Origin of the sequence: Sphingobium sp. 3R8, assembly GCF_020166615.1 — a bacterium.
GTDB classification, from domain to species: Bacteria; Pseudomonadota; Alphaproteobacteria; order Sphingomonadales; family Sphingomonadaceae; genus Sphingobium; species Sphingobium bisphenolicum.
In genome coordinates, this window is record NZ_JAIQXR010000004.1 from 136010 (window position 1) to 153721 (window position 17712).

The window sequence follows — 17712 nt, forward strand, 5'->3', positions numbered from 1 at the left end:
ATCGCCGACTCAGGCTAGAAGGAGGTCGGGGATATGGCGCGCGCACTTTCATCAGAAACGCTCCACGCAACGAGCGTGGCCATTGATGGCCGCGTCATATTGCTGCGCGGGCCAAGCGGCAGCGGCAAGTCCGACCTGGCCCTGCGCCTGATCGACCGTGGCGCCGTGCTGGTCAGCGACGATTATACGCTCGTGAAACGCGTCGACGGGCGCCTCATCGCCACCGCGCCGGACACGATCCGGGGCAAGATGGAGGTACGCGGCATCGGCATCGTCGCGATGGCCGCGCTGTCCGACGCGCCGGTTGCGCTGATCGCCGACCTGTTCGACCCGGTCGACCGGATGCCGCTCGAACCGGTCCATCGCACCGTCGCGGGTATCGATGTGCCGGTGGTGAAGATCGCCCCGTTCGAAGCCTCCGCCCCAATCAAGGTCGAACTGGCGTTCAAGGCGCTGGGGCTGAAGGATGCGGCGGCGCCATGACCCAGCCCAAGACCATCCTCCTGCTGTCCGGCCTGTCGGGCGCGGGCAAGACCACCGCGCTCAAGACGCTGGAGGATATGGGCTGGGAGGTAGTGGACAACCTCCCCCTCGTCCTGCTCGACCGGCTGCTCGACACGCCCCTGCCCGCGGGCCATGCCGGTGCGGACGAGCGGCCGCTGGCGCTGGGCATCGACGCGCGCACCCGCGATTTCGACGCCAACGCCATCGTCCAGCGGATCAAGGCGATGCGCGAACGCCATGGCCATGACATCGAAACCCTGTTCCTCGATTGCTCCGGCACGGAACTGGAACGCCGCTTCGCCGAGACGCGCCGCCGCCACCCGCTCGCGCTCGACCGCCCGGCCGCCGACGGCATCGCCCGCGAACGCGAACTGACCGAACCGCTGCGCCGCTGGGCGACCCAGGTCATCGACACCACCGGCTTCACCAGCAATTCCCTGCAACAGGAAATTCGCAGCCGTTTTTCCCGCGAACGCCTGTCCGACCCGGTGCTGACCATCCTCTCCTTCGGCTTTTCGCGCGGCGTGCCCCGCAATGCCGACCTGATGTTCGACATGCGCTTCCTGCGCAATCCGCACTGGGACGCCAGCCTGCGCCCACGGACCGGGCTGGACCCGGAGGTCGCCGCCTATATCCGCGAAGATCCCGCCTATGAGGAAGCGGTCGGCAAGATCGAGGACCTGCTCGCCACCCTGCTGCCGCGCTATTCGGAAGGCGGAAAGGCCTATATTACCGTGGCCTTCGGCTGTACCGGGGGCAAGCATCGTTCGGTCCATGTGGCAGAGCGCGTCGCGAACTACTTGCAAGATGCGGGCTTTTCGCCCACGGTCTTGCACCGCAATATTGAATCGACGCCCCAGGATAGTCTGGAGAAGCGCCGTCCGGGAGGCCCGAAAGCAATATCATGAAGCAGGTGGGCCGCAGAAGCACATGATTGGACTCGTACTCGTCACCCATGGGTCGCTGGCGACCGAATTTGTCGTGGCTATGGAACATGTTGTCGGCCCCCAGCAGCAGATCGAAACGATCTGCATCGGGCCGGAAGACGACATGGAACTGCGCCGCGCGGACATCGCGACGGCGGTCGCCCGCGTCAATGACGGATCGGGCGTGATCCTGCTGACCGACCTGTTCGGCGGCACCCCCTCCAACCTCGCCATCTCGCTGCTGAAAGCCGGCGAGATCGAGGTGATCGCGGGCATCAACCTGCCCATGCTCATCCGCCTGGAAAGCGCGCGCAAGGTGATGGACGTGCGCGCCGCTGTTGCCGCCGCGCGCGAAGCCGGGCAGAAATATATCAGCGTCGCGTCGGAACTGTTGGGCAGCACCACATGAATGAAATCAGCCAGGAAGTCCGTATCAGCAACAAGCGCGGCCTCCACGCCCGCGCCAGCGCCAAATTCGTGACCCTGGCCAGCGGCCTGCCTGCCGACATCCTGGTGAGCAAGGACGGCAACCATGTCACCGGCACGTCGATCATGGGCCTGATGATGCTGGGCGCCGCCATGGGAGACAGCATCATAATCAAGGCCACCGGTCCCGAAGCCGCCGATTCGCTGGGCAAGCTGGTCGGCCTGGTCGAGGACAAGTTCGGCGAGGAGTGAGGCTGCGGTTGTTCGTCATGGGTGGAAAACGGGCCTACCGCATTTTGGGTCGAGCTTTACATCAGGGGCGCAAAATATATTTCCACGCGACGATTTTGTCGTTCAGTCATATCATCTTTCCGAGCGATGCGCGGATGACGAGAACCGAAAGATCGAACAGTAATTGATCGATGCGGCATTCCATGCGCTTCAAGATAGGAGCGAACCATGTCCAACCGGTCAAACGCTAATCGTCTATTTTCTTGAGTATCTGTGTGCCCCTCCAGCATTACCCGAGGCGAGCCACAACTGCCAATTGCTCGGCTTACATCGTTAAGCACATCCCGTGCGTTTCTATCGGCATATGCTGCATTTTCATCGAAAAACACGATCCATGGCCCCGGCGCGCATGTCAAAGCCGAGGCTGGCGCGGGCGAAAATATGGCGACTGTCGCGACGAACAGAATCTGTCTAATCATCATAAAATCTTATGTTGTCTGAGCCAGACGTCAACTTCCGCTTCTGGTCGCTCCAAGACATCCCCGTCCCTTTCAAGGAAGGGGTTAGGGGTGGGCGGCATGCGCAGCGAGCGTGCAACCGTGACGCCGAAGCGCCCCCGGCCAAACCCCTTCCCCAAACCCCTTCCAATGTAGGATTTTCTCTGGTCTATCCTGAAAGATGAACCAGTCCCGCCACGCCCCCTGCCCAACCGCCGCCACCGCGCACCTGTCGCGCGCGCGCCGCGTCACTCGCGCAGCGGCGTGACCCACCCGTTACCCAACCATGGCGTCGCCATAGCCCCAGCCTTACTTCCCCGTGGCTTTACCGGCACTATTGCCCGATTCACCCGACAACGGTGTGAACGTCGGCCAGGGGCGCCATCGCTATCCCTCCACCGCCTCCGCCGCGCTCCGCATCCGCGTGAAGATATCCCAGGTCGCGATGAACAGGGCCGCGATCACCGGGCCGATGACGATGCCGTTGAAGCCGAACATCTCCAGCCCACCGAGCGTCGATATCAGTACGACATAGTCGGGAATCCGCGTCTCACGCCCCACCAGGATCGGGCGCAGCACATTGTCGACCGACCCGATGACCAATGCGCCGCACACCACCAGCACGCCCCCCTGCCACATCGCCCCGGTCGCGAACAGGTAGATCGCCACCGGCACCCAGACGATGGCGGTGCCGACCGCGGGCAGCAGGGAGAAGGCGCCCATCAACACACCCCACAGCAGCGCGCCCTGTATGCCCAAGGCCCAGAAGACGATGCCCCCGATCAAGCCCTGCACGATGGCGACGACGATGCTGCCCTTGATCGTGGCGCGGATGACGATCACGAACTGTTCGATCAGCGCCTGCCGCTGGCTGGCCCGCAGCGGCGCGGCCGCCGCGATGCGCTGCGACAGCATTTCCCCGTCGCGCAACAGGAAATAGGTCAGGTACAACATGACGCCCAGCGCCACGAAGAAGCTGAACGCGCTCTGCCCGATCTGGAACGCCTGCGCCGCCAGCGTGCGGAAACTGCTGGTGACGCCCTTGGTCACCATATCCTGCGCCGCATAGAAATTGGTCAGGCCCAGCCGCCGCAGATAGGGCGTCGCCCAATCGGGCACCGCCGCCAGCACCTGCCCGAACAGCCGCACGAAATTAATCTCGCCCGACTGGATCTTGGCATAGAAATAGGCGCCTTCCTGCAACAGCGCCGCACCCAGCACGAAAGCGGGGACGATCACCACCCCCAGGATCAGGAACAGGGTGATGAGCGCCGCGCCATTGCGATGCGTGGGAATGGCCGACAATATCTGCCGGTTGAGCGGCGCGAACAGGATCGCGGCGATCACGCCCCACAGCACGGCGGCGAAGAAAGGCTCGATCACCAGCGCGAACGCGATGGACACGACCAGCACGACACCCAGGAAAAATCCGTCCTCGATGCGGGGCGAGACATGCAGCGGCGGCACCGGGGCGGGCGTGACGGGTGGCGGGGGTGTTTTGGCGTCCATCGGCGACCCTTCGCAAAATTCGCGATTCAAATCCATCGTGGAAGATGCGCATCGGCTTCCCCCTGTCCTTTTCACCTTTCCATGGCTAAGGAAGCCGCTTCCTTCCGCTCATTTGGGACCAGCGACAGACGTGGCACGCGAGATCATCGGATTTTCCAACCCGCTGGTGAAGCGCGTCCGCAGCTTGCGGGAAAAAAAGCATCGCAAGGCCGAGGGACTGTTCCTGGCCGAAGGGCTGCGCATCCTGACCGAAGCGCGCGAGGAAGGCGTGCTGCCCGAAATGCTGTTCCACGCCGGCTCCACCCATCCCCTGGCGCTGGACCTGATCGACGCGATGGAGGCGACCGGCGGCGACGTCATCGAAACCACGCCCGACATCCTGTCCAAGATCAGCGGCAAGGACAATGCACAGGCGGTTGTCGGCGTCTATCGCGACCGGCTTACCCCGCTCGACAGGCTGGACCGTACCAAGTCGGATATCTGGATCGTCGCCCAGTCGCTGCGCGATCCCGGCAATCTCGGCACCATATTGCGCACGGGCGACGCGGTCGGCGCGGGCGGCCTGATCCTCATCGACGACTGCGTCGATCCCTTCTCGGTCGAATCGGTACGCGCCTCCATGGGGGCGCTCTTCACCCAGTCGATCACCCAGGCGCGCTGGGGCGAATTCATGCACTGGCTGCGGCAGGGACCGGGCGAACTGATCGGCACCAGCCTGAAGGCGACCCACGACTATCAGCAACCGCGCTACGCCAGCCCCAGCTTCCTGCTGGTCGGCAACGAAGCGCAGGGTCTGCCCGAAGCCTACGAGGCCGAATGCGACCTGCTGGTGAAGATGCCGATGCTGGGCAAGGCGGACAGCCTGAACGCCGCGGTGGCGACAGCGGTCATGGCCTATGAATTGTTGAACCAGAAACGAAAAAGATAGGCCAACATGTTCGCCGGCGAAGGTCGGGGATCATGTTGGTCAAAAAACGGATAGAGCGGGGCGGGGCGAAGACATGACGGAAGCGAACGGCATCGGCGAAATGTGGCGGCACAAGCGGGTGCTGGCAGCCAGCCTGATCGGCACAGCGGTCGAGTTTTACGACTTCTACATCTACGCCACCGCCGCCAGCCTGATCTTTCCCTCGCTCTTCTTCCCCTCCTCCTCGCCCGCCGCGCAGTTGATGGCCTCCTATGGCAGCCTCGCCCTCGCCTTCTTCGCCCGGCCGGTGGGCGCGGCGGTGTTCGGTCATTATGGCGACCGCATCGGGCGCAAGGCGACGCTGGTCGCCTCGCTGATGCTGATGGGCGGCTGCACGCTGCTGATCGGCTTTCTGCCGACCTACCAGATGATCGGCTATTGGGCGCCGCTGATCCTGTGCCTGCTGCGCTTCGGACAGGGCTTTGGCCTCGGCGGCGAATGGGGCGGCGCGGCACTGCTGGCGGTGGAGAACGCCCCGCCGGGCTGGCGCGCGCGCTTCGGCATGTTCCCGCAACTGGGCGCCCCGGTCGGCTTCATCGCCGCCAACGGCCTGTTCCTGATCCTGGGCGCCTTCCTGACCGACGAAGACTTCTTCGCCTGGGGCTGGCGCCTGCCCTTCCTCGGCAGCGCGGTGCTGGTGATTTTGGGCCTTTGGGTTCGCCTGAAACTCACTGAAACCCCTGAATTCGCCGCCGCGCAGAGGGAAACGCCGCCACCCGCCGTGCCGCTGGCCACGCTTCTCTCCTCGCATCTGGGCGCGGCGATCGCGGGCACCTTCGCCTGCGCCGCCTGCTTCGCCGTCTATTATATCGCCACCGCCTTCGCGCTCGGCTACGGCACCACCGCGCTCAGGATCGACCGCGAAATCTTCCTCGCCATTCAGTTGGGCGCGATCCTGTTCATGGCGCTTAGCATCGTCATCGCCGGCTGGTGGTCGGATCGGACCACGCCCACCAATGCCCTCGCCTGGGGCTGCGCCGGTACGGTGGCGATGGGCCTGGTCTTCGGCCCGCTGATCGGCACCGGCGCGCTGCTGCCGATCTTCGCGGCGCTCAGCCTGGCCTTGTTCGTCATGGGCTTCATCTACGGCCCGCTGGGCGCCTATCTGCCTGCCCTCTTCCCGATCCAGCTACGCTATACCGGCGCGTCCTTCGCCTTCAACCTGGGCGGCATCATCGGCGGCGCGCTGGCGCCGATCGTCGCGACCTGGCTGATCGGCGCGCAGGGCGTCGGCCTGGTCGGGCTTTACATGTCGGCGGCCGCGCTCATCAGCCTGGGCGGCCTCTGGTTCACCAGCCGCGCGGCGCCGGTCCAATGACCTTGCGCATCAGCAGCATCGGCACGCCGCTATCCTCGAACGCCCGCACCCCCACGAACCCGAAGCTGCGATAGAGCGGCACGCCCGCCATGGTCCCCGACAGTTCGAGCGCCCCGAAGCCCTCCGCCCGCGCCGCCGCCTCGCACAGCGACAGGATCAGCGTACCCACGCCTTTGCGAACATGATCGGGATGGGTGTACATCGCCCGCACCCGCGCCGCCTCGGTCGCCGGATCGAGCAGCCGGTCGTCGCGCCCGGCGCTATGGTTGCCGCCATAGGATGTCGCCCGCCGGCTCCACCCGCCGCAACCCGCTATCACCCCCGCATCCTCGATGACGAAATAGGTGCCGTCGGCGATCAGCCGGCTGTCCAGCCCCATGAAGGCATGGCTGGCCGCCACCTGATCGGGCGTCAGATAAGCCGATTGCAGCCGCTCGATCGCCAATGTCATCAGGGCGGACAAGGCGGCTTCGTCGGCGATGGTGGCCAGGCGGTGGGTCAATATGGTCATGGCGCGATCTGAAACAGCAAAGGCCGGCCCCGCGCAAGGGACCGGCCTCTGCCGACTGCGGTCAGTTCAGAATTTGAAGCCGACCTTGCCGTACCAGTAACCGCCATTGATGCCGTAGGGCGTAAAGGTCACCGGCGCGTCCAGCACCGCACCGCCGTCGATCGGCAGGCCGTCCGGGCCGTTGGGTACGGTCGATGCCTTCTTGTCGAACAGGTTGTTGGCGCCGGCCGTGATCGTCAGCCCCTCGGTCAGGGCATAGCTGACCTCCAGATCGGTGATCGCCGCCGCGCCGGCCTTCACCGTCGGGGTCGTGCCGTTATAGATCACCACCTGCGACGACTTGCCGTAGAAGGTTTCGCGCAGGTTGACGCTAAAGCCCCCCATCGTCAGCAGGCCGCCGGCAATGACCTTATATTTCGGCGATGCGTCCTCCAGCACGCTGCGCGCATCCGCCGCATAGAGCGAGTCGGGCAGGCGCAGCTTGGTGATCTTGGTCGTGTTGTAGTTGGCCGACAGCGACCAGAGGATCGATCCCTCGCCGACCGACGTCGGATAGCTCGCCGTCAGATCGACGCCGCGGGTGCGGGTGTCCGCGCCGTTGGTGAACAGGTTGATGCCCGCGTCGCCCACCTCCAGCACATAGGGATCGAGCACATTGCCATGCGCTGCGATTGCATCCAGCACCGCCTGGTTGGTCACGACGCCGCCGGTCAGGCCGACGATCGACCCGGTGCCGACGATGCGGTTCTTCATCTTCACCTGATAGGCGTCGAGCGTGATGTTCAGCTTGGGAATGGGTCGCAGCACCAGGCCCAGGCTGTAGTTGGTGGACGTTTCGGGTTTCAGGTCGTCATAGCCCAGCAGCTTGGCCGCCGCGCTGTTCGGCGGCAATTGCACATAGGCCGACGTTGGGCCGACATTGGTTGAGCTGTAATAGGATTCGAGCAGCGAGGGCGCCCGGAAACCTGTGCTGACCGTCCCGCGCACCGCCACCTGGTCGGTGAAGTCGACGCGGCTCGTCACCTTCCACGTCCATTTGGTGCCGAAGTCGCTATAGTCCTCGAAACGCACCGCGCCGTCGATCTTCCAGATATCCACCGGGTTCAGCGCGATGTCCAGATAGGCCGCCTTGTTGTTGCGCTTGTGCTTGCCTGCGTCGGTGGCGAGGAAGCCCGGATAGGATTGGCCGCCCTCGAAATAGGTGGAGGCGAAGTCGCCCTTGCCGATCTGGAACAGATTTTCGCGATATTCTCCGCCGAAGGCGATGTTGATCGGCGCCGCCATCCCCGCCTCGATCTCCTTGGCGATATCGATGTTGGTGGTCCATTCCGACGCCTTCAGGAAGCCGTCATAAAAATTGCCCGGCGTGGTGCCGGTATTGATGAACAGCGTGCGGTTGGCCGAATCCAGCGTGAAGAGCTTGGCATAATCCTGGCCATAGGTGGTGCTGACGTCCCAGCGGAAACCGCCCATTTCCCCCTTGATGCCGCCGGTGTTGGAGAAATCATCCTCCTTGATCGCCTCGCGCGGGTTGAAGCCGGTGGCGCTGTACAGGATTTCCTCGCCCGCCACGCCCAGAACCGGGGAGCGCGATACGCGCCAGGGCTGCCGGTAATTTTCATAGGCGCTCGCCTCGCGACGACCATAGCTGCCGAAGGCGTAGATTTCGACACCGCCGAAATCATGGCCAGCATTGTACATCACCGTGCTGAGCGTCGAGCGCGAATCGCCGACGATGCGGTTGGTGTAAGGCGCATTTGGCAGGCCGATCGCCACCATCGCCGCATGTTCGGCGCTCAGGCTGTCGCTGATCGTGCCGTCCTTGTTATAGATGCGGGAATCGACGCCGCCGCGCTGGGAAAAGCCATGGAAGCGGTGAAACATGGTGAAGTTCAGATAGGTGTCGTCGTCGATCTTGGGCGCGAAAGTGATGCTGCCCGAAAAGGTCGTGCCGTCGCCTTCATAATATTGGCCACCGGTGAAGCTGCCGGAAATGCTGTCCTTTTCATCCTTCAGGATGATGTTGATGACACCCGCGATCGCATCCGACCCATATTGCGCGGCCGCGCCGTCCTCCAGCACCTCGATGCGGCCGATCGCGCCTGGCGGGATCATGTCGAGATCGGGCGCGGCGCCACCCTGATAGGGGCCGCTCAGCACATGGAGGTTGGATGTGCCGTGGCGCCGCTTGCCGTTGACCAGCACCAGCGCGTGGTTGGGGCTGAGGCCGCGCAGGCGCGCCGACAAGGTAAGGTTGGCGGTATCGCCGCCAAAGGCTTCGGCGGTGAAGGACGGTACGAGCTGGCTCAGCACTTGGTTCAGGTTGGGCTGGCCCACCTTTTCCAACGCGGCGCTGTCGAGAACCTTGATCGGCGCCGCGCTTTCGGCGGCGGTGACGCCCGTGGCGCGGGTGCCGGTGACGATGATGGCCGCGCCCTCATCGACTGCGGCGGCCTGCGGCGCATTATCCTGTGCGAAGACGGTAGCGGAAGAACTGATGGCGATCGCAATAGCAGCGCGAGAAACGAGACCCTTATAGTTCATGAAACAGCCCCCTAATATTTCTTATTGATTGAGGCCTCTCCTATATCGTCCTTTTATTCTTACCCCTGTTCTCTCCGATATTTTGCACGAACGCTCCCACCGCCGGAAGCACATGGCCCGACGCCAGAAACACTCGGCAATGTCTGGAAACGAAAAGCTGACACAAAACCGCAACGGGCGAAATAACATTTATGCCGCACTGCAAAATCCTTCCGCTCCGATCAAAGCGGGACGGCCGTCCAAAGTTGCCAAATCCTTGCAACATAAAGAAAAAGGCGGCGACCCCGGGGGTCACCGCCTGTTTCTTTTTTACAACTGTCAAGAAGCGTTTTTGGGCACTCGGCCCTCGGGCCATTGACCTTCGCGCAATCAACCTTCGCGGTTGTCGCGGCGCTCGGCAATACGCGCGCGCTTGCCGGTGCGGCCGCGCAGATAGTAGAGCTTCGCACGACGCACGACGCCACGGCGGACGACGGTGATCGAATCGAGGTTGGGCGAATAGAGCGGGAACACACGCTCCACGCCTTCGCCGAACGAAATCTTGCGCACGGTGAAGTTGGAACCCATGCCCTTGTTCGAACGGGCGATGCACACGCCTTCATAGTTCTGAACGCGGCTACGCTCGCCTTCGATGACCTTCACGCCGACGCGCAGCGTGTCGCCGGGGCGGAATTCGGGGATATCCTTGGCGAGGGCGGCGATGTTTTCCGCCTCGATCTGCTGGATGATGTTCATGTCAACTCAGTCCTTGGTCGTTCGTTGCGCACCAGAGGGCGACTGGACCCGAACGCCGATGTGACGTTCCCAAAGGTCCGGCCGCCTTAGCCGTGTATCATCTTCCGCCTGTTGTTTCCGCCAGGCGGCGATCTTCGCATGATCCCCCGATCGCAACACTTGCGGGATCATGCGCCCCTCCCATTCTACCGGGCGGGTATAATGCGGATATTCGAGCAATCCCGTTTCAAAGGATTCCTCGACTCCGCTGGAAGCCGCGCCCATTACACCGGGAAGCAGGCGAACACAAGCGTCGAGCAGCAGCAAAGCGGCCATTTCCCCGCCCGACAGGATGATGTCGCCCATGCTGATCTGCTCGATCGGCCGGGCGTCGAAGAGGCGCTCGTCAAAGCCCTCGAACCGGCCGCACAGGAGGGTCACGCCCGGCCCTTCCGCCAGGCTGCGCACGCGCGCCTGCGTGATCGGCTTGCCCCGTGGCGTCATCGCCAGCACGGGCAGGTCAGGCCGCTTCTCCAGCGCATGGTCGACCGCCTTGGCCAATATGTCCGCGCGCAGCACCATGCCCGCCCCCCCGCCCGCGGGCGTATCATCCACGGTGCGATGCCGGTCGGCGGCGAAATCGCGGATAGGGATGGGATCGCACGCCCATTTTCCCTCACTGAGCGCCCGCCCCGCCAGCGACAGGCCGAGCGGCCCCGGAAACATGTCGGGGTAGAGGGTCAATATCTGCGCTGCGAAGCTCATTTGCGGCGCGATCGCAACCAGGCTGCCGAAGCCCCGCCGCCCATGCACAGAAGGCCACAGATCAGAAGGGCGACCCCGATGCTCTGGAGCAGTCCGGCAAAGGGCCGTTCGGGATGCAGCAGGCCCGGGATCAGGACCAGCAACGGGATCGGACAGACCAGCGCAATTGCGCTGGCTGCCTTCACGCCGCGCGACCAGCCGATGCCGAACAGGCGCCAACCGGCGGCCAGCATTGCCAGAAGATAAAGAGCGGTGAGGATTTGCGCCATGGCCCGCGCTTAGGACAAGCGCGTCGCCTCGTCCAGTTCCCGCCGCAGCCTGCCGTTCAGGGCGCCTTGACCGCCAGTTTCAGTTCCTGGATTTGCGCGCCCCGCGTCGGGGCCAGCAGGATCGACCCCGCCACGCGCCCCTTCTCGCAGGCCCAAGTGAAGCTGCCCGACAGATTGCCGCTGGCCTTGATCGGCGCGTCGATGCGACACGCGCCGACCTCATCCTTGAGCGCCGCCAGTTTCTTGCGCCAACTGTCCATATCGTTGTCCATCAGGAAGTTCATGGCCAGCCGCTCTTGCGCCGCCTGCACGGTCCCGGCCGCATAGATCCGCCCCGCCGCGGCATAGCCATCCGCCAGCAAAGGCGACACCGCCAGCACCCGCTCGACCAGCGCCCCCGCCTTCTGCAACGCCACGGCCGCGTCCCAAGCCGGGCCGGCCCCGCCAGTATAGGTGCGGTTGGTGAAGACGAAGATGCCCACGCCGTGATCCGGCATCAGCATCACATGGCTGCCATAGCCCGGATAGCCGCCGCCATGGGCCAACGTCAGGCCCAGGTCGCAATCCTGCGCCACCCGCATCCCAAAGCCGTAAGCGGCGGCCTGACGGCAGGCGGACGGTCCGCTTGCGCCGTTGCGCTGCGCGACGGTGACGAAGTTGCTCCCCTCCGCCAGCATCCGCACCGCCGCACGCGGCACCGGCCCGGCATCGGGATCGTCCCGCGCCGGCCAGGCGGACAGCAGGAAGGCGAGCCACCGGGCATAATCATTGGCGCTGGTCTGGAGCCCGCCCATCGCCCCGAATGCGCCGTCGCGCATCGTCGGCTCCGCCTTCCAGCGCCCCTCTTCCCAGCGATAGCCGATCGCGCGGCGATCGAGCGGCCATTCGCCGACCTCATAGCCGCTCGACGCCATGCCCAGCGGCGTCAGCAACGTCCGCTCGACATAGCGGCGATAGGTCTGGCCGGAGACGGTGGCGACGATCCGGCCCAGCAGGGCGAAACCGAAATTGCTATATTCATAATGGCTGCCCGGCGCGCTGCTGAAGGGCACACCCTGTTGCAGCACCCGGGTGAAGTCCGCTTCCGGCAGCGGCGTCTGACGGTCGCCCCATGGATTGTCGTCGACCAGGCCCGCGCTATGGGTCAGCAGGTCACGGATACGGATGCGGGGGCTATCCTTGGTCGGATAGGTCCAGCCGCGCATCTCCGGCACGTAGGTTTCCGCCAGATCGTCAAGCGTAAGCTTGCCCTCCTCGCGCAGCTTGAGGATCGACAGCGCGGTGAAGGCCTTGGTCATCGACGCGATGCGGAACAGGCTGTCGGGCGTCACCGGCCGCTTATGGACCAGATCCTGCACCCCCAGCCCCTTCACATGGACCAGCCGCCCATCTGCGACGATGCCGTAGACCAGGCCCGGCGCATGGCTGTCCACCTGGAAATCGGCAAACAGGCGATCGATCGCGGGGATCGCCTGCGCGATCTTCTGCGCGTCGGCGGCGTGGGCCGGATGCGCGGCAGCGATCATCAAAAGCAGGCAGGCGGCAAGGCGCATCGACATCCCTCCAGCGACGGAGGATCGAACATGCCATGCTGCACCATGGCCGCAAGGGCCATTTACCCCTTATTCGACGAAGGCTGCGTCGATGATAGCGCGGTCCGCCTCCAGCGTCACCGCGTGCATGGGCGCCATGAAGCGCTTGCCCTTCTTGCCCTCCGCCGGCGGCCGCTCCACCTCGATGATGTCGCCCGCGCCGAAATTCTCGATCGCAATGATCTCGCCCAGCGCCTCGCCCGCACTGGACAGGCAGGACAGGCCGATGATGTCGGCATGATAATATTCGCCCTCGCCCAGCGGCGGCAAGGCGGAACGGGGCACGGTCAACGCCGTGCCGCGCAAGGCTTCGGCCGCCCCCCGATCGCCGACCTCGGCGAAACGGGCGACCGCGCCATTGGGGCCGGGGCGCACCGACTTCAACGTCAATATGCGCCCCGCCGCATCGAAGCTCTTGTAGTTTTTGAGGCTTTCGGCCCCTTCACCAAAGAGCTTCAGACGGACATCGCCCGCCACTCCATGCGCACCAACGATCGCGGCGAGAGTGACGGGCTTGTCGGTCAAGAGACTCAGCCCTCGGCCTGTTCGGCAGCAGCTTCCTCGGCGGGAGCGGCTTCTTCGGCAGCCGGAGCCGGAGCAGCGGCGGCCTCGGCAGCGGCCGCCTTGGCGGCTTCGGCGGCTTCTGCGGCTTCGGCAGCCTTGGTGGCGCGGTCTTCAGCGCGATCCTTGGCCTTCTGGCCCGGCTCCGCCTTGTTCGGGTTGTTGCGCGCCTTGCGCTCCTTCACGCCGGCGGCGTCCAGGAAGCGGGCGACGCGGTCGGTCGGCTGGGCGCCGGCGGCAACCCAATGCTTCGCGCGCTCGACGTCCAGAACGACGCGCTTCTCGTCGCCCTTGGGCAGGACGGGGTTGTAGCTGCCGATACGCTCGATGAACTTGCCGTCACGCGGGGCGCGGCTGTCGGCCACGACGATGCGGTAATAGGGGCGCTTCTTGGAGCCGCCGCGCGAAAGACGGATGGAGGTTGCCATGGAACTAGACCTTTCTACTCAAACCAATGTGTTGAAATTGCTTATTTCTTCATGAAATTCTGAAAACCGGGTGGAAGCTTGGGCATATTGCCGCCCAATCCGCCCAGGCCCGACAGATCGGGCGGACCGCCCTGCCCGTCGCCGCCGCCCGGACCACCCAGGCCACCCAGTCCGCCCATGCCACCGCCGCCGGTGAACATCTTGGCCAGCCCCTTGAGGCCGCCCATCTTGCGGATCTTCTTCATCGCGCCTTCCATTTCCTGATGCATTTTCAGGAGACGGTTGACGTCCTGCACGGTGCGGCCGGCACCCTTGGCGATGCGGATCTTGCGCTTGGCGTTGATCAAAGCGGGCTTCTCCCGCTCCTTGGGCGTCATGGAGCCGATCATGGCGTCCAGATGCACCAGCGTCTTGTCGTTCGCGCCGCTATTGGCCATCGCCGCCTGCGCCTTTTTGAGGCCCGGCAACATGCCCGCCAGCGCGCCCAGGCCGCCCATGCGGCGCATCTGATTGAGCTGGCTGCGCAGGTCGTTCATGTCGAACTGACCCTTGGCCATCTTCTTGGCAAGCTTGTCGGCTTCTTCCGCGTCGATCGTCTCGGCCGCGCGCTCGACCAGACTGACGACGTCGCCCATGCCCAATATGCGCTGCGCGACGCGCTGCGGATGGAACAGCTCCAGCGCGTCGAGCTTTTCGCCGGTGCCGGCGAACTTGATCGGACGGCCGGTAACGGCGCGCATCGACAGCGCCGCGCCACCGCGCGCATCGCCATCCATGCGGGTCAGCACCACGCCGGTCAGCGGCACCTGGCCCGAGAAGTTGGTCGCGACATTGACCGCGTCCTGGCCAGTCAGCGAATCGACCACCAGCAGGATTTCAGCGGGGTTGGAGGCGTCGGCGACCGCCTTCATCTCGTCCATCAACGCCTGGTCGACATGGAGGCGACCGGCGGTGTCGAGCATCACCACGTCGAAGCCCTGGAGCTTGGCCGACTGCAACGCGCGCTTGGCGATCTCGACCGGCTGCTGCCCCGCGACGATCGGCAGCGTGGCGACGTCGATCTGCGTGCCGAGCACGGCCAACTGTTCCTGCGCGGCCGGGCGCTGGACGTCGAGCGACGCCATCAGCACCTTCTTGCGTTCTTTTTCCTTCAGGCGCTTGGCGATCTTCGCGGTCGTGGTGGTCTTGCCCGATCCCTGAAGGCCGACCATCATGATCACGGCGGGCGGGGTCACGTCGATCAGCAGGTCGGACGCTTCGGAACCCAGCGTTTCGGTCAGCGTGTCCGAGACGATCTTGACGACCATCTGCCCCGGCGTGACCGATCGCAGCACGTCGCTGCCGACCGCCCGCTCCGTGGCCTGATCGACGAACTGGCGCACAACCGGCAACGCGACGTCGGCTTCCAGCAGCGCGATTCGCACTTCACGCATCGCGGCGCGGACATCGTCCTCCGTAAGCGCGCCGCGCCCACGCAGTTTGTCGAATACCCCACTCAGACGATCGCTTAGCGAATCGAACATCATCACCTCATTTGGACCGCAAAGGCCCGGAAAATCCCGCTTCCCTGCCAAACGACAAAATCGCCGGTGGGCGAAACCTCGCCAACCAGCGTCCATCCGATGCCCCATCTGGGCGTCCTGGATTTGTCAGGGACCGAACGGCAAGCCGCCCGATTGCTCGGCGCCCTTAGCGTACCATGGCGGGAGATGCAACCATCGCGACCATGTCCATCGAGTCGCATGGGATAGCGCAACCGGGATTGCGCCCGTGTCGCTCAAGGCGGAATCTTCATGCCGTGCGGACCATCCGTTCGGCAACAAGCGGCAAGCGCGCGCCGATCCGCTTGCGCGCAACCCGGCTTTGCGCCAGCAGATAGCGATAAAGCAGGAAGGGGAACCGCGATCATGAGTTGGACACGCCGCAAGCCGATGGAGGCGATGACCCCCAGGGACGCAGGCCATCAACTGGCCCGCACCCTGTCCTGGCCGCATCTGCTGGCACTGGGCGTCGGCGCGATCGTAGGCACCGGCATCCTTACCCTGATCGGCGTCGGCGCGGATCGCGCCGGTCCTGCGGTGCTGCTCTCCTTCGCCATAGCGGGCGCGATCTGCGCCTGCGCCGCGCTCGCCTATGCCGAATTGTCGACCATGATGCCCGCGGCGGGCAGCGCCTACAGCTATAGCTATGTCGCGCTGGGCGAAGGCATCGCCTGGGTCGTGGGGTGGAGCCTGATCCTGGAATATAGCCTAGTCGTGTCCACCGTGGCGGTGGGCTGGTCGGGCTATGCCGCGCCTTTGCTCACTGCGATCGGCTTCCCACAGGTTTTGACGCAGGGACCGGAACTGGGCGGCCTTATCAACCTGCCCGCCATCTTCATCATCGCCGTGGTCGCCGGGCTGCTGATGCTCGGCACCCGCGAAAGCGCACGCCTGAACAGCGTACTGGTCCTTATCAAGATCGCGACCCTTAGCCTGTTCGTCGCCGTCGCCCTGCCCGCCTTCGACGCGCAGAATCTGCACCCCTTCATGCCCTTCGGCTTCGCCAAACATATGGGGCCGGACGGCGTCGAACGCGGGGTGATGGCCGCCGCGGCGATCATCTTCTTCGCCTTCTATGGTTTCGACGCCATTTCCACCGCAGCGGAAGAAGCCAAGAACCCGGATCGCGACCTGGCCATCGGCATCGTCGGATCGCTCGTCATCTGCACCCTCATCTATGTGCTGGTGGCCGCCGCCGCGATCGGCGCGCTGCCCTTCACCCGTTTCGCCGACAGCCCCGAGCCGCTGGCGCTGATCCTGCGCGAAATGGGCCAGGGCGGCATCGCCCGCATCGTCGCCATCGCCGCCGTGATCGCGCTACCCACCGTGTTGCTGGGCTTCCTCTACGGCCAGAGCCGCATCTTCCTGGTGATGGCGCGCGACGGCTTCCTGCCCCAAAGCCTGGCGAAGATTTCGAAGCGCGGCACCCCCGCGCGCATCACTGCGGTCACCGCCGCGCTGGTCGCCGTCATCGCCGGTCTGCTGCCGATCGACGAGATCGCCGCGCTGGCCAATGCCGGCACGCTGATCGCCTTCACGGCCGTCGGCTGGTGCCTGCTCGTCCTGCGCCGTCGTAGCCCCGACCTGCGCCGCCCCTTCCGCACACCCGCCGCCTGGTTCGTGGGCCTGGGTGCGATCGGCGGCTGCGCCTATCTCTTCGTCAGCCTGCCGATGAAGACGATCGTCGCCTGTCTGGTATGGAATGCCATTGGGTTGGGGGTCTATTTTCTCTATGGGCAGCGGCGGGCCACACCATATGGAAATGATGCATGACTGCGCTGTTCTCATTCCTTCTTGCCGCAACCCTCACAATGTCGACCCCGTCAACCTCGCCCGCCGGCTGGGCTTTGGAAAGCGACTATCCAGCCAGCGCAAAGCAGCGCAAGGAAACGGGATCTGTAGAGTTCCTGCTGGTCAGGTCTCCCCAAGGCCGCGTTTCGCAATGCCAGATAATGCAATCCAGCGGATCGTCGGAACTCGATCAACGGACATGCGAAGTCATGTATGCCCGCGCGAGCTTCAAGCCCGCGACGGACGAAAATGAAAATCCCACATCCGGATTTTACAAGGGGCGTTTTACATGGACGCTTCCCGGCCAGCCGCGCCAACCGACTGCACGCAAGCCAGAGCGGCCCGCCGACATCCTGCTGCAGGTGAAGGCCCTGCCAAACAAGGCAAAAGAAATAGTTGTCGGCATCCGCACCAGAATTGACGAAAATGGCAAGGTGGCGGTTTGCGAACCTTTGGATGATGCGCCCGACAGGTTGAAACTGGCAAATGTCGCTTGCGCGCAGGCCAAGGCGCTCAATCTATCAACCATAAAAGACGATGCCGGAAATCCGATCCCCATGATCCGCACATTCGGCGTCAGTTTCAAAACCAACAATCAATAGGCCGGACTCGCCTTTT

At 64.4% G+C, this 17712-nt stretch carries 20 protein-coding genes; 9 read left to right on the forward strand and 11 right to left on the reverse strand.

Annotated elements, in window-relative coordinates; genetic code table 11:
* Positions 1–33: 33 nt before the first annotated feature.
* From K9B33_RS05450 to K9B33_RS05465, 4 genes are read left to right on the forward strand one after another with little or no spacing between them, the layout of a single operon-like run.
* A complete protein-coding gene (locus K9B33_RS05450; RefSeq protein ID WP_224547247.1) occupies positions 34–483 on the forward strand; it encodes an HPr kinase/phosphorylase in 450 nt (149 codons plus the stop codon).
* Complete coding sequence (gene rapZ, locus K9B33_RS05455) at positions 480–1412, forward strand: RNase adapter RapZ (protein WP_224547249.1); 933 nt, start codon at positions 480–482, stop codon at positions 1410–1412. The genes K9B33_RS05450 and rapZ overlap by 4 nt, the downstream gene beginning before the upstream one ends.
* Before the next feature lie 22 nt (positions 1413–1434).
* Positions 1435–1839: a PTS sugar transporter subunit IIA gene (locus tag K9B33_RS05460; protein ID WP_037477253.1), complete on the forward strand. Its 405-nt coding sequence runs from the start codon at positions 1435–1437 to the stop codon at positions 1837–1839.
* A complete protein-coding gene (locus K9B33_RS05465) occupies positions 1836–2108 on the forward strand; it encodes an HPr family phosphocarrier protein (RefSeq protein WP_224547251.1) in 273 nt (90 codons plus the stop codon). Before K9B33_RS05460 ends, K9B33_RS05465 begins: the two co-directional genes overlap by 4 nt.
* 56 nt (positions 2109–2164) lie before the next feature.
* On the opposite strand, the gene K9B33_RS23220 is transcribed toward K9B33_RS05465, so the two are convergent.
* Both K9B33_RS23220 and K9B33_RS05475 read right to left on the reverse strand, forming a co-directional pair.
* Entirely contained in the window at positions 2165–2569 is a 405-nt protein-coding gene (locus tag K9B33_RS23220) for an OmpA family protein (protein WP_411973988.1), read from the reverse strand.
* A 402-nt stretch (positions 2570–2971) separates the two neighbouring features.
* Positions 2972–4093 (reverse strand): AI-2E family transporter, encoded by a 1122-nt coding sequence (locus K9B33_RS05475; protein WP_224547253.1) that lies wholly within the window; start codon positions 4091–4093, stop codon positions 2972–2974.
* 130 nt (positions 4094–4223) lie between these two features.
* Here K9B33_RS05475 and K9B33_RS05480 point away from each other — a divergent pair, with 130 nt between their 5' ends.
* Complete coding sequence (locus K9B33_RS05480; protein ID WP_224547255.1) at positions 4224–5021, forward strand: TrmH family RNA methyltransferase; 798 nt, start codon at positions 4224–4226, stop codon at positions 5019–5021.
* A gap of 73 nt (positions 5022–5094) precedes the next feature.
* Positions 5095–6378 carry an MFS transporter gene (locus K9B33_RS05485; RefSeq protein WP_224547257.1) on the forward strand — a complete coding sequence of 428 codons (1284 nt, stop codon included), beginning with the start codon at positions 5095–5097 and terminating at the stop codon, positions 6376–6378.
* On the opposite strand, the gene K9B33_RS05490 is transcribed toward K9B33_RS05485, so the two are convergent.
* Together K9B33_RS05490 and K9B33_RS05495 are read right to left on the reverse strand one after the other, a co-directional pair.
* Positions 6350–6889 (reverse strand): GNAT family N-acetyltransferase, encoded by a 540-nt coding sequence (locus tag K9B33_RS05490; protein WP_224547258.1) that lies wholly within the window; start codon positions 6887–6889, stop codon positions 6350–6352. The two genes, K9B33_RS05485 and K9B33_RS05490, sit on opposite strands and share 29 nt — an antisense overlap.
* A 66-nt stretch (positions 6890–6955) precedes the next feature.
* Positions 6956–9433, reverse strand: coding sequence for a TonB-dependent receptor plug domain-containing protein (locus tag K9B33_RS05495; protein WP_224547259.1), 2478 nt, complete (start codon positions 9431–9433; stop codon positions 6956–6958).
* A 112-nt stretch (positions 9434–9545) separates the two neighbouring features.
* Between K9B33_RS05495 and K9B33_RS05500 the strand changes: the two genes are divergently transcribed.
* Entirely contained in the window at positions 9546–9791 is a 246-nt protein-coding gene (locus K9B33_RS05500; protein ID WP_224547260.1) for a hypothetical protein, read from the forward strand.
* Between the two features lie 11 nt (positions 9792–9802).
* On the opposite strand, the gene rplS is transcribed toward K9B33_RS05500, so the two are convergent.
* The 7 genes from rplS to ffh form a co-directional block, all read right to left on the reverse strand.
* On the reverse strand, positions 9803–10168 hold the full coding sequence (gene rplS, locus K9B33_RS05505; RefSeq protein ID WP_150411837.1) for a 50S ribosomal protein L19: 366 nt from the start codon (positions 10166–10168) through the stop codon (positions 9803–9805).
* 6 nt (positions 10169–10174) lie between these two features.
* On the reverse strand, positions 10175–10912 hold the full coding sequence (gene trmD / locus K9B33_RS05510) for a tRNA (guanosine(37)-N1)-methyltransferase TrmD (RefSeq protein WP_224547261.1): 738 nt from the start codon (positions 10910–10912) through the stop codon (positions 10175–10177).
* Positions 10909–11181 carry a hypothetical protein gene (locus tag K9B33_RS05515; protein WP_224547262.1) on the reverse strand — a complete coding sequence of 91 codons (273 nt, stop codon included), beginning with the start codon at positions 11179–11181 and terminating at the stop codon, positions 10909–10911. Before K9B33_RS05515 ends, trmD begins: the two co-directional genes overlap by 4 nt.
* A 56-nt stretch (positions 11182–11237) precedes the next feature.
* The gene (locus K9B33_RS05520; RefSeq protein WP_224547263.1) at positions 11238–12740 is read right to left on the reverse strand and encodes a serine hydrolase domain-containing protein; all 1503 of its coding nucleotides are present in this window, start codon (positions 12738–12740) and stop codon (positions 11238–11240) included.
* A 63-nt stretch (positions 12741–12803) separates the two neighbouring features.
* Positions 12804–13298 (reverse strand): ribosome maturation factor RimM, encoded by a 495-nt coding sequence (gene rimM / locus K9B33_RS05525; RefSeq protein ID WP_224547264.1) that lies wholly within the window; start codon positions 13296–13298, stop codon positions 12804–12806.
* 5 nt (positions 13299–13303) lie between these two features.
* A complete protein-coding gene (rpsP, locus tag K9B33_RS05530) occupies positions 13304–13762 on the reverse strand; it encodes a 30S ribosomal protein S16 (RefSeq protein ID WP_224547265.1) in 459 nt (152 codons plus the stop codon).
* Between the two features lie 41 nt (positions 13763–13803).
* Positions 13804–15288, reverse strand: coding sequence for a signal recognition particle protein (gene ffh / locus K9B33_RS05535; RefSeq protein WP_224547267.1), 1485 nt, complete (start codon positions 15286–15288; stop codon positions 13804–13806).
* 381 nt (positions 15289–15669) lie between these two features.
* On the opposite strand from ffh, the gene K9B33_RS05540 reads away from it, so the two are divergent.
* Both K9B33_RS05540 and K9B33_RS05545 read left to right on the forward strand, forming a co-directional pair.
* Complete coding sequence (locus tag K9B33_RS05540; RefSeq protein ID WP_224547269.1) at positions 15670–17076, forward strand: amino acid permease; 1407 nt, start codon at positions 15670–15672, stop codon at positions 17074–17076.
* A complete protein-coding gene (locus K9B33_RS05545; RefSeq protein ID WP_224547271.1) occupies positions 17073–17696 on the forward strand; it encodes an energy transducer TonB in 624 nt (207 codons plus the stop codon). The genes K9B33_RS05540 and K9B33_RS05545 overlap by 4 nt, the downstream gene beginning before the upstream one ends.
* Positions 17697–17712: the final 16 nt, after the last annotated feature.

Bases quoted from the DNA above. Each gene is read 5' to 3' on its own strand.
- K9B33_RS05450 (WP_224547247.1), top strand. From the start codon at position 34: ATGGCGCGCGCACTTTCATCAGAAACGCTCCACGCAACGAGCGTGGCC.
- rapZ (WP_224547249.1), top strand. From the start codon at position 480: ATGACCCAGCCCAAGACCATCCTCCTGCTGTCCGGCCTGTCGGGCGCG.
- K9B33_RS05460 (WP_037477253.1), top strand. From the start codon at position 1,435: ATGATTGGACTCGTACTCGTCACCCATGGGTCGCTGGCGACCGAATTT.
- K9B33_RS05465 (WP_224547251.1), top strand. From the start codon at position 1,836: ATGAATGAAATCAGCCAGGAAGTCCGTATCAGCAACAAGCGCGGCCTC.
- K9B33_RS23220 (WP_411973988.1), bottom strand. From the start codon at position 2,569: ATGATGATTAGACAGATTCTGTTCGTCGCGACAGTCGCCATATTTTCG.
- K9B33_RS05475 (WP_224547253.1), bottom strand. From the start codon at position 4,093: ATGGACGCCAAAACACCCCCGCCACCCGTCACGCCCGCCCCGGTGCCG.
- K9B33_RS05485 (WP_224547257.1), top strand. From the start codon at position 5,095: ATGACGGAAGCGAACGGCATCGGCGAAATGTGGCGGCACAAGCGGGTG.
- K9B33_RS05490 (WP_224547258.1), bottom strand. From the start codon at position 6,889: ATGACCATATTGACCCACCGCCTGGCCACCATCGCCGACGAAGCCGCC.
- K9B33_RS05495 (WP_224547259.1), bottom strand. From the start codon at position 9,433: ATGAACTATAAGGGTCTCGTTTCTCGCGCTGCTATTGCGATCGCCATC.
- K9B33_RS05500 (WP_224547260.1), top strand. From the start codon at position 9,546: ATGGCCCGACGCCAGAAACACTCGGCAATGTCTGGAAACGAAAAGCTG.
- rplS (WP_150411837.1), bottom strand. From the start codon at position 10,168: ATGAACATCATCCAGCAGATCGAGGCGGAAAACATCGCCGCCCTCGCC.
- trmD (WP_224547261.1), bottom strand. From the start codon at position 10,912: ATGAGCTTCGCAGCGCAGATATTGACCCTCTACCCCGACATGTTTCCG.
- K9B33_RS05515 (WP_224547262.1), bottom strand. From the start codon at position 11,181: ATGGCGCAAATCCTCACCGCTCTTTATCTTCTGGCAATGCTGGCCGCC.
- K9B33_RS05520 (WP_224547263.1), bottom strand. From the start codon at position 12,740: ATGTCGATGCGCCTTGCCGCCTGCCTGCTTTTGATGATCGCTGCCGCG.
- rpsP (WP_224547265.1), bottom strand. From the start codon at position 13,762: ATGGCAACCTCCATCCGTCTTTCGCGCGGCGGCTCCAAGAAGCGCCCC.
- ffh (WP_224547267.1), bottom strand. From the start codon at position 15,288: ATGATGTTCGATTCGCTAAGCGATCGTCTGAGTGGGGTATTCGACAAA.
- K9B33_RS05540 (WP_224547269.1), top strand. From the start codon at position 15,670: ATGAGTTGGACACGCCGCAAGCCGATGGAGGCGATGACCCCCAGGGAC.
- K9B33_RS05545 (WP_224547271.1), top strand. From the start codon at position 17,073: ATGACTGCGCTGTTCTCATTCCTTCTTGCCGCAACCCTCACAATGTCG.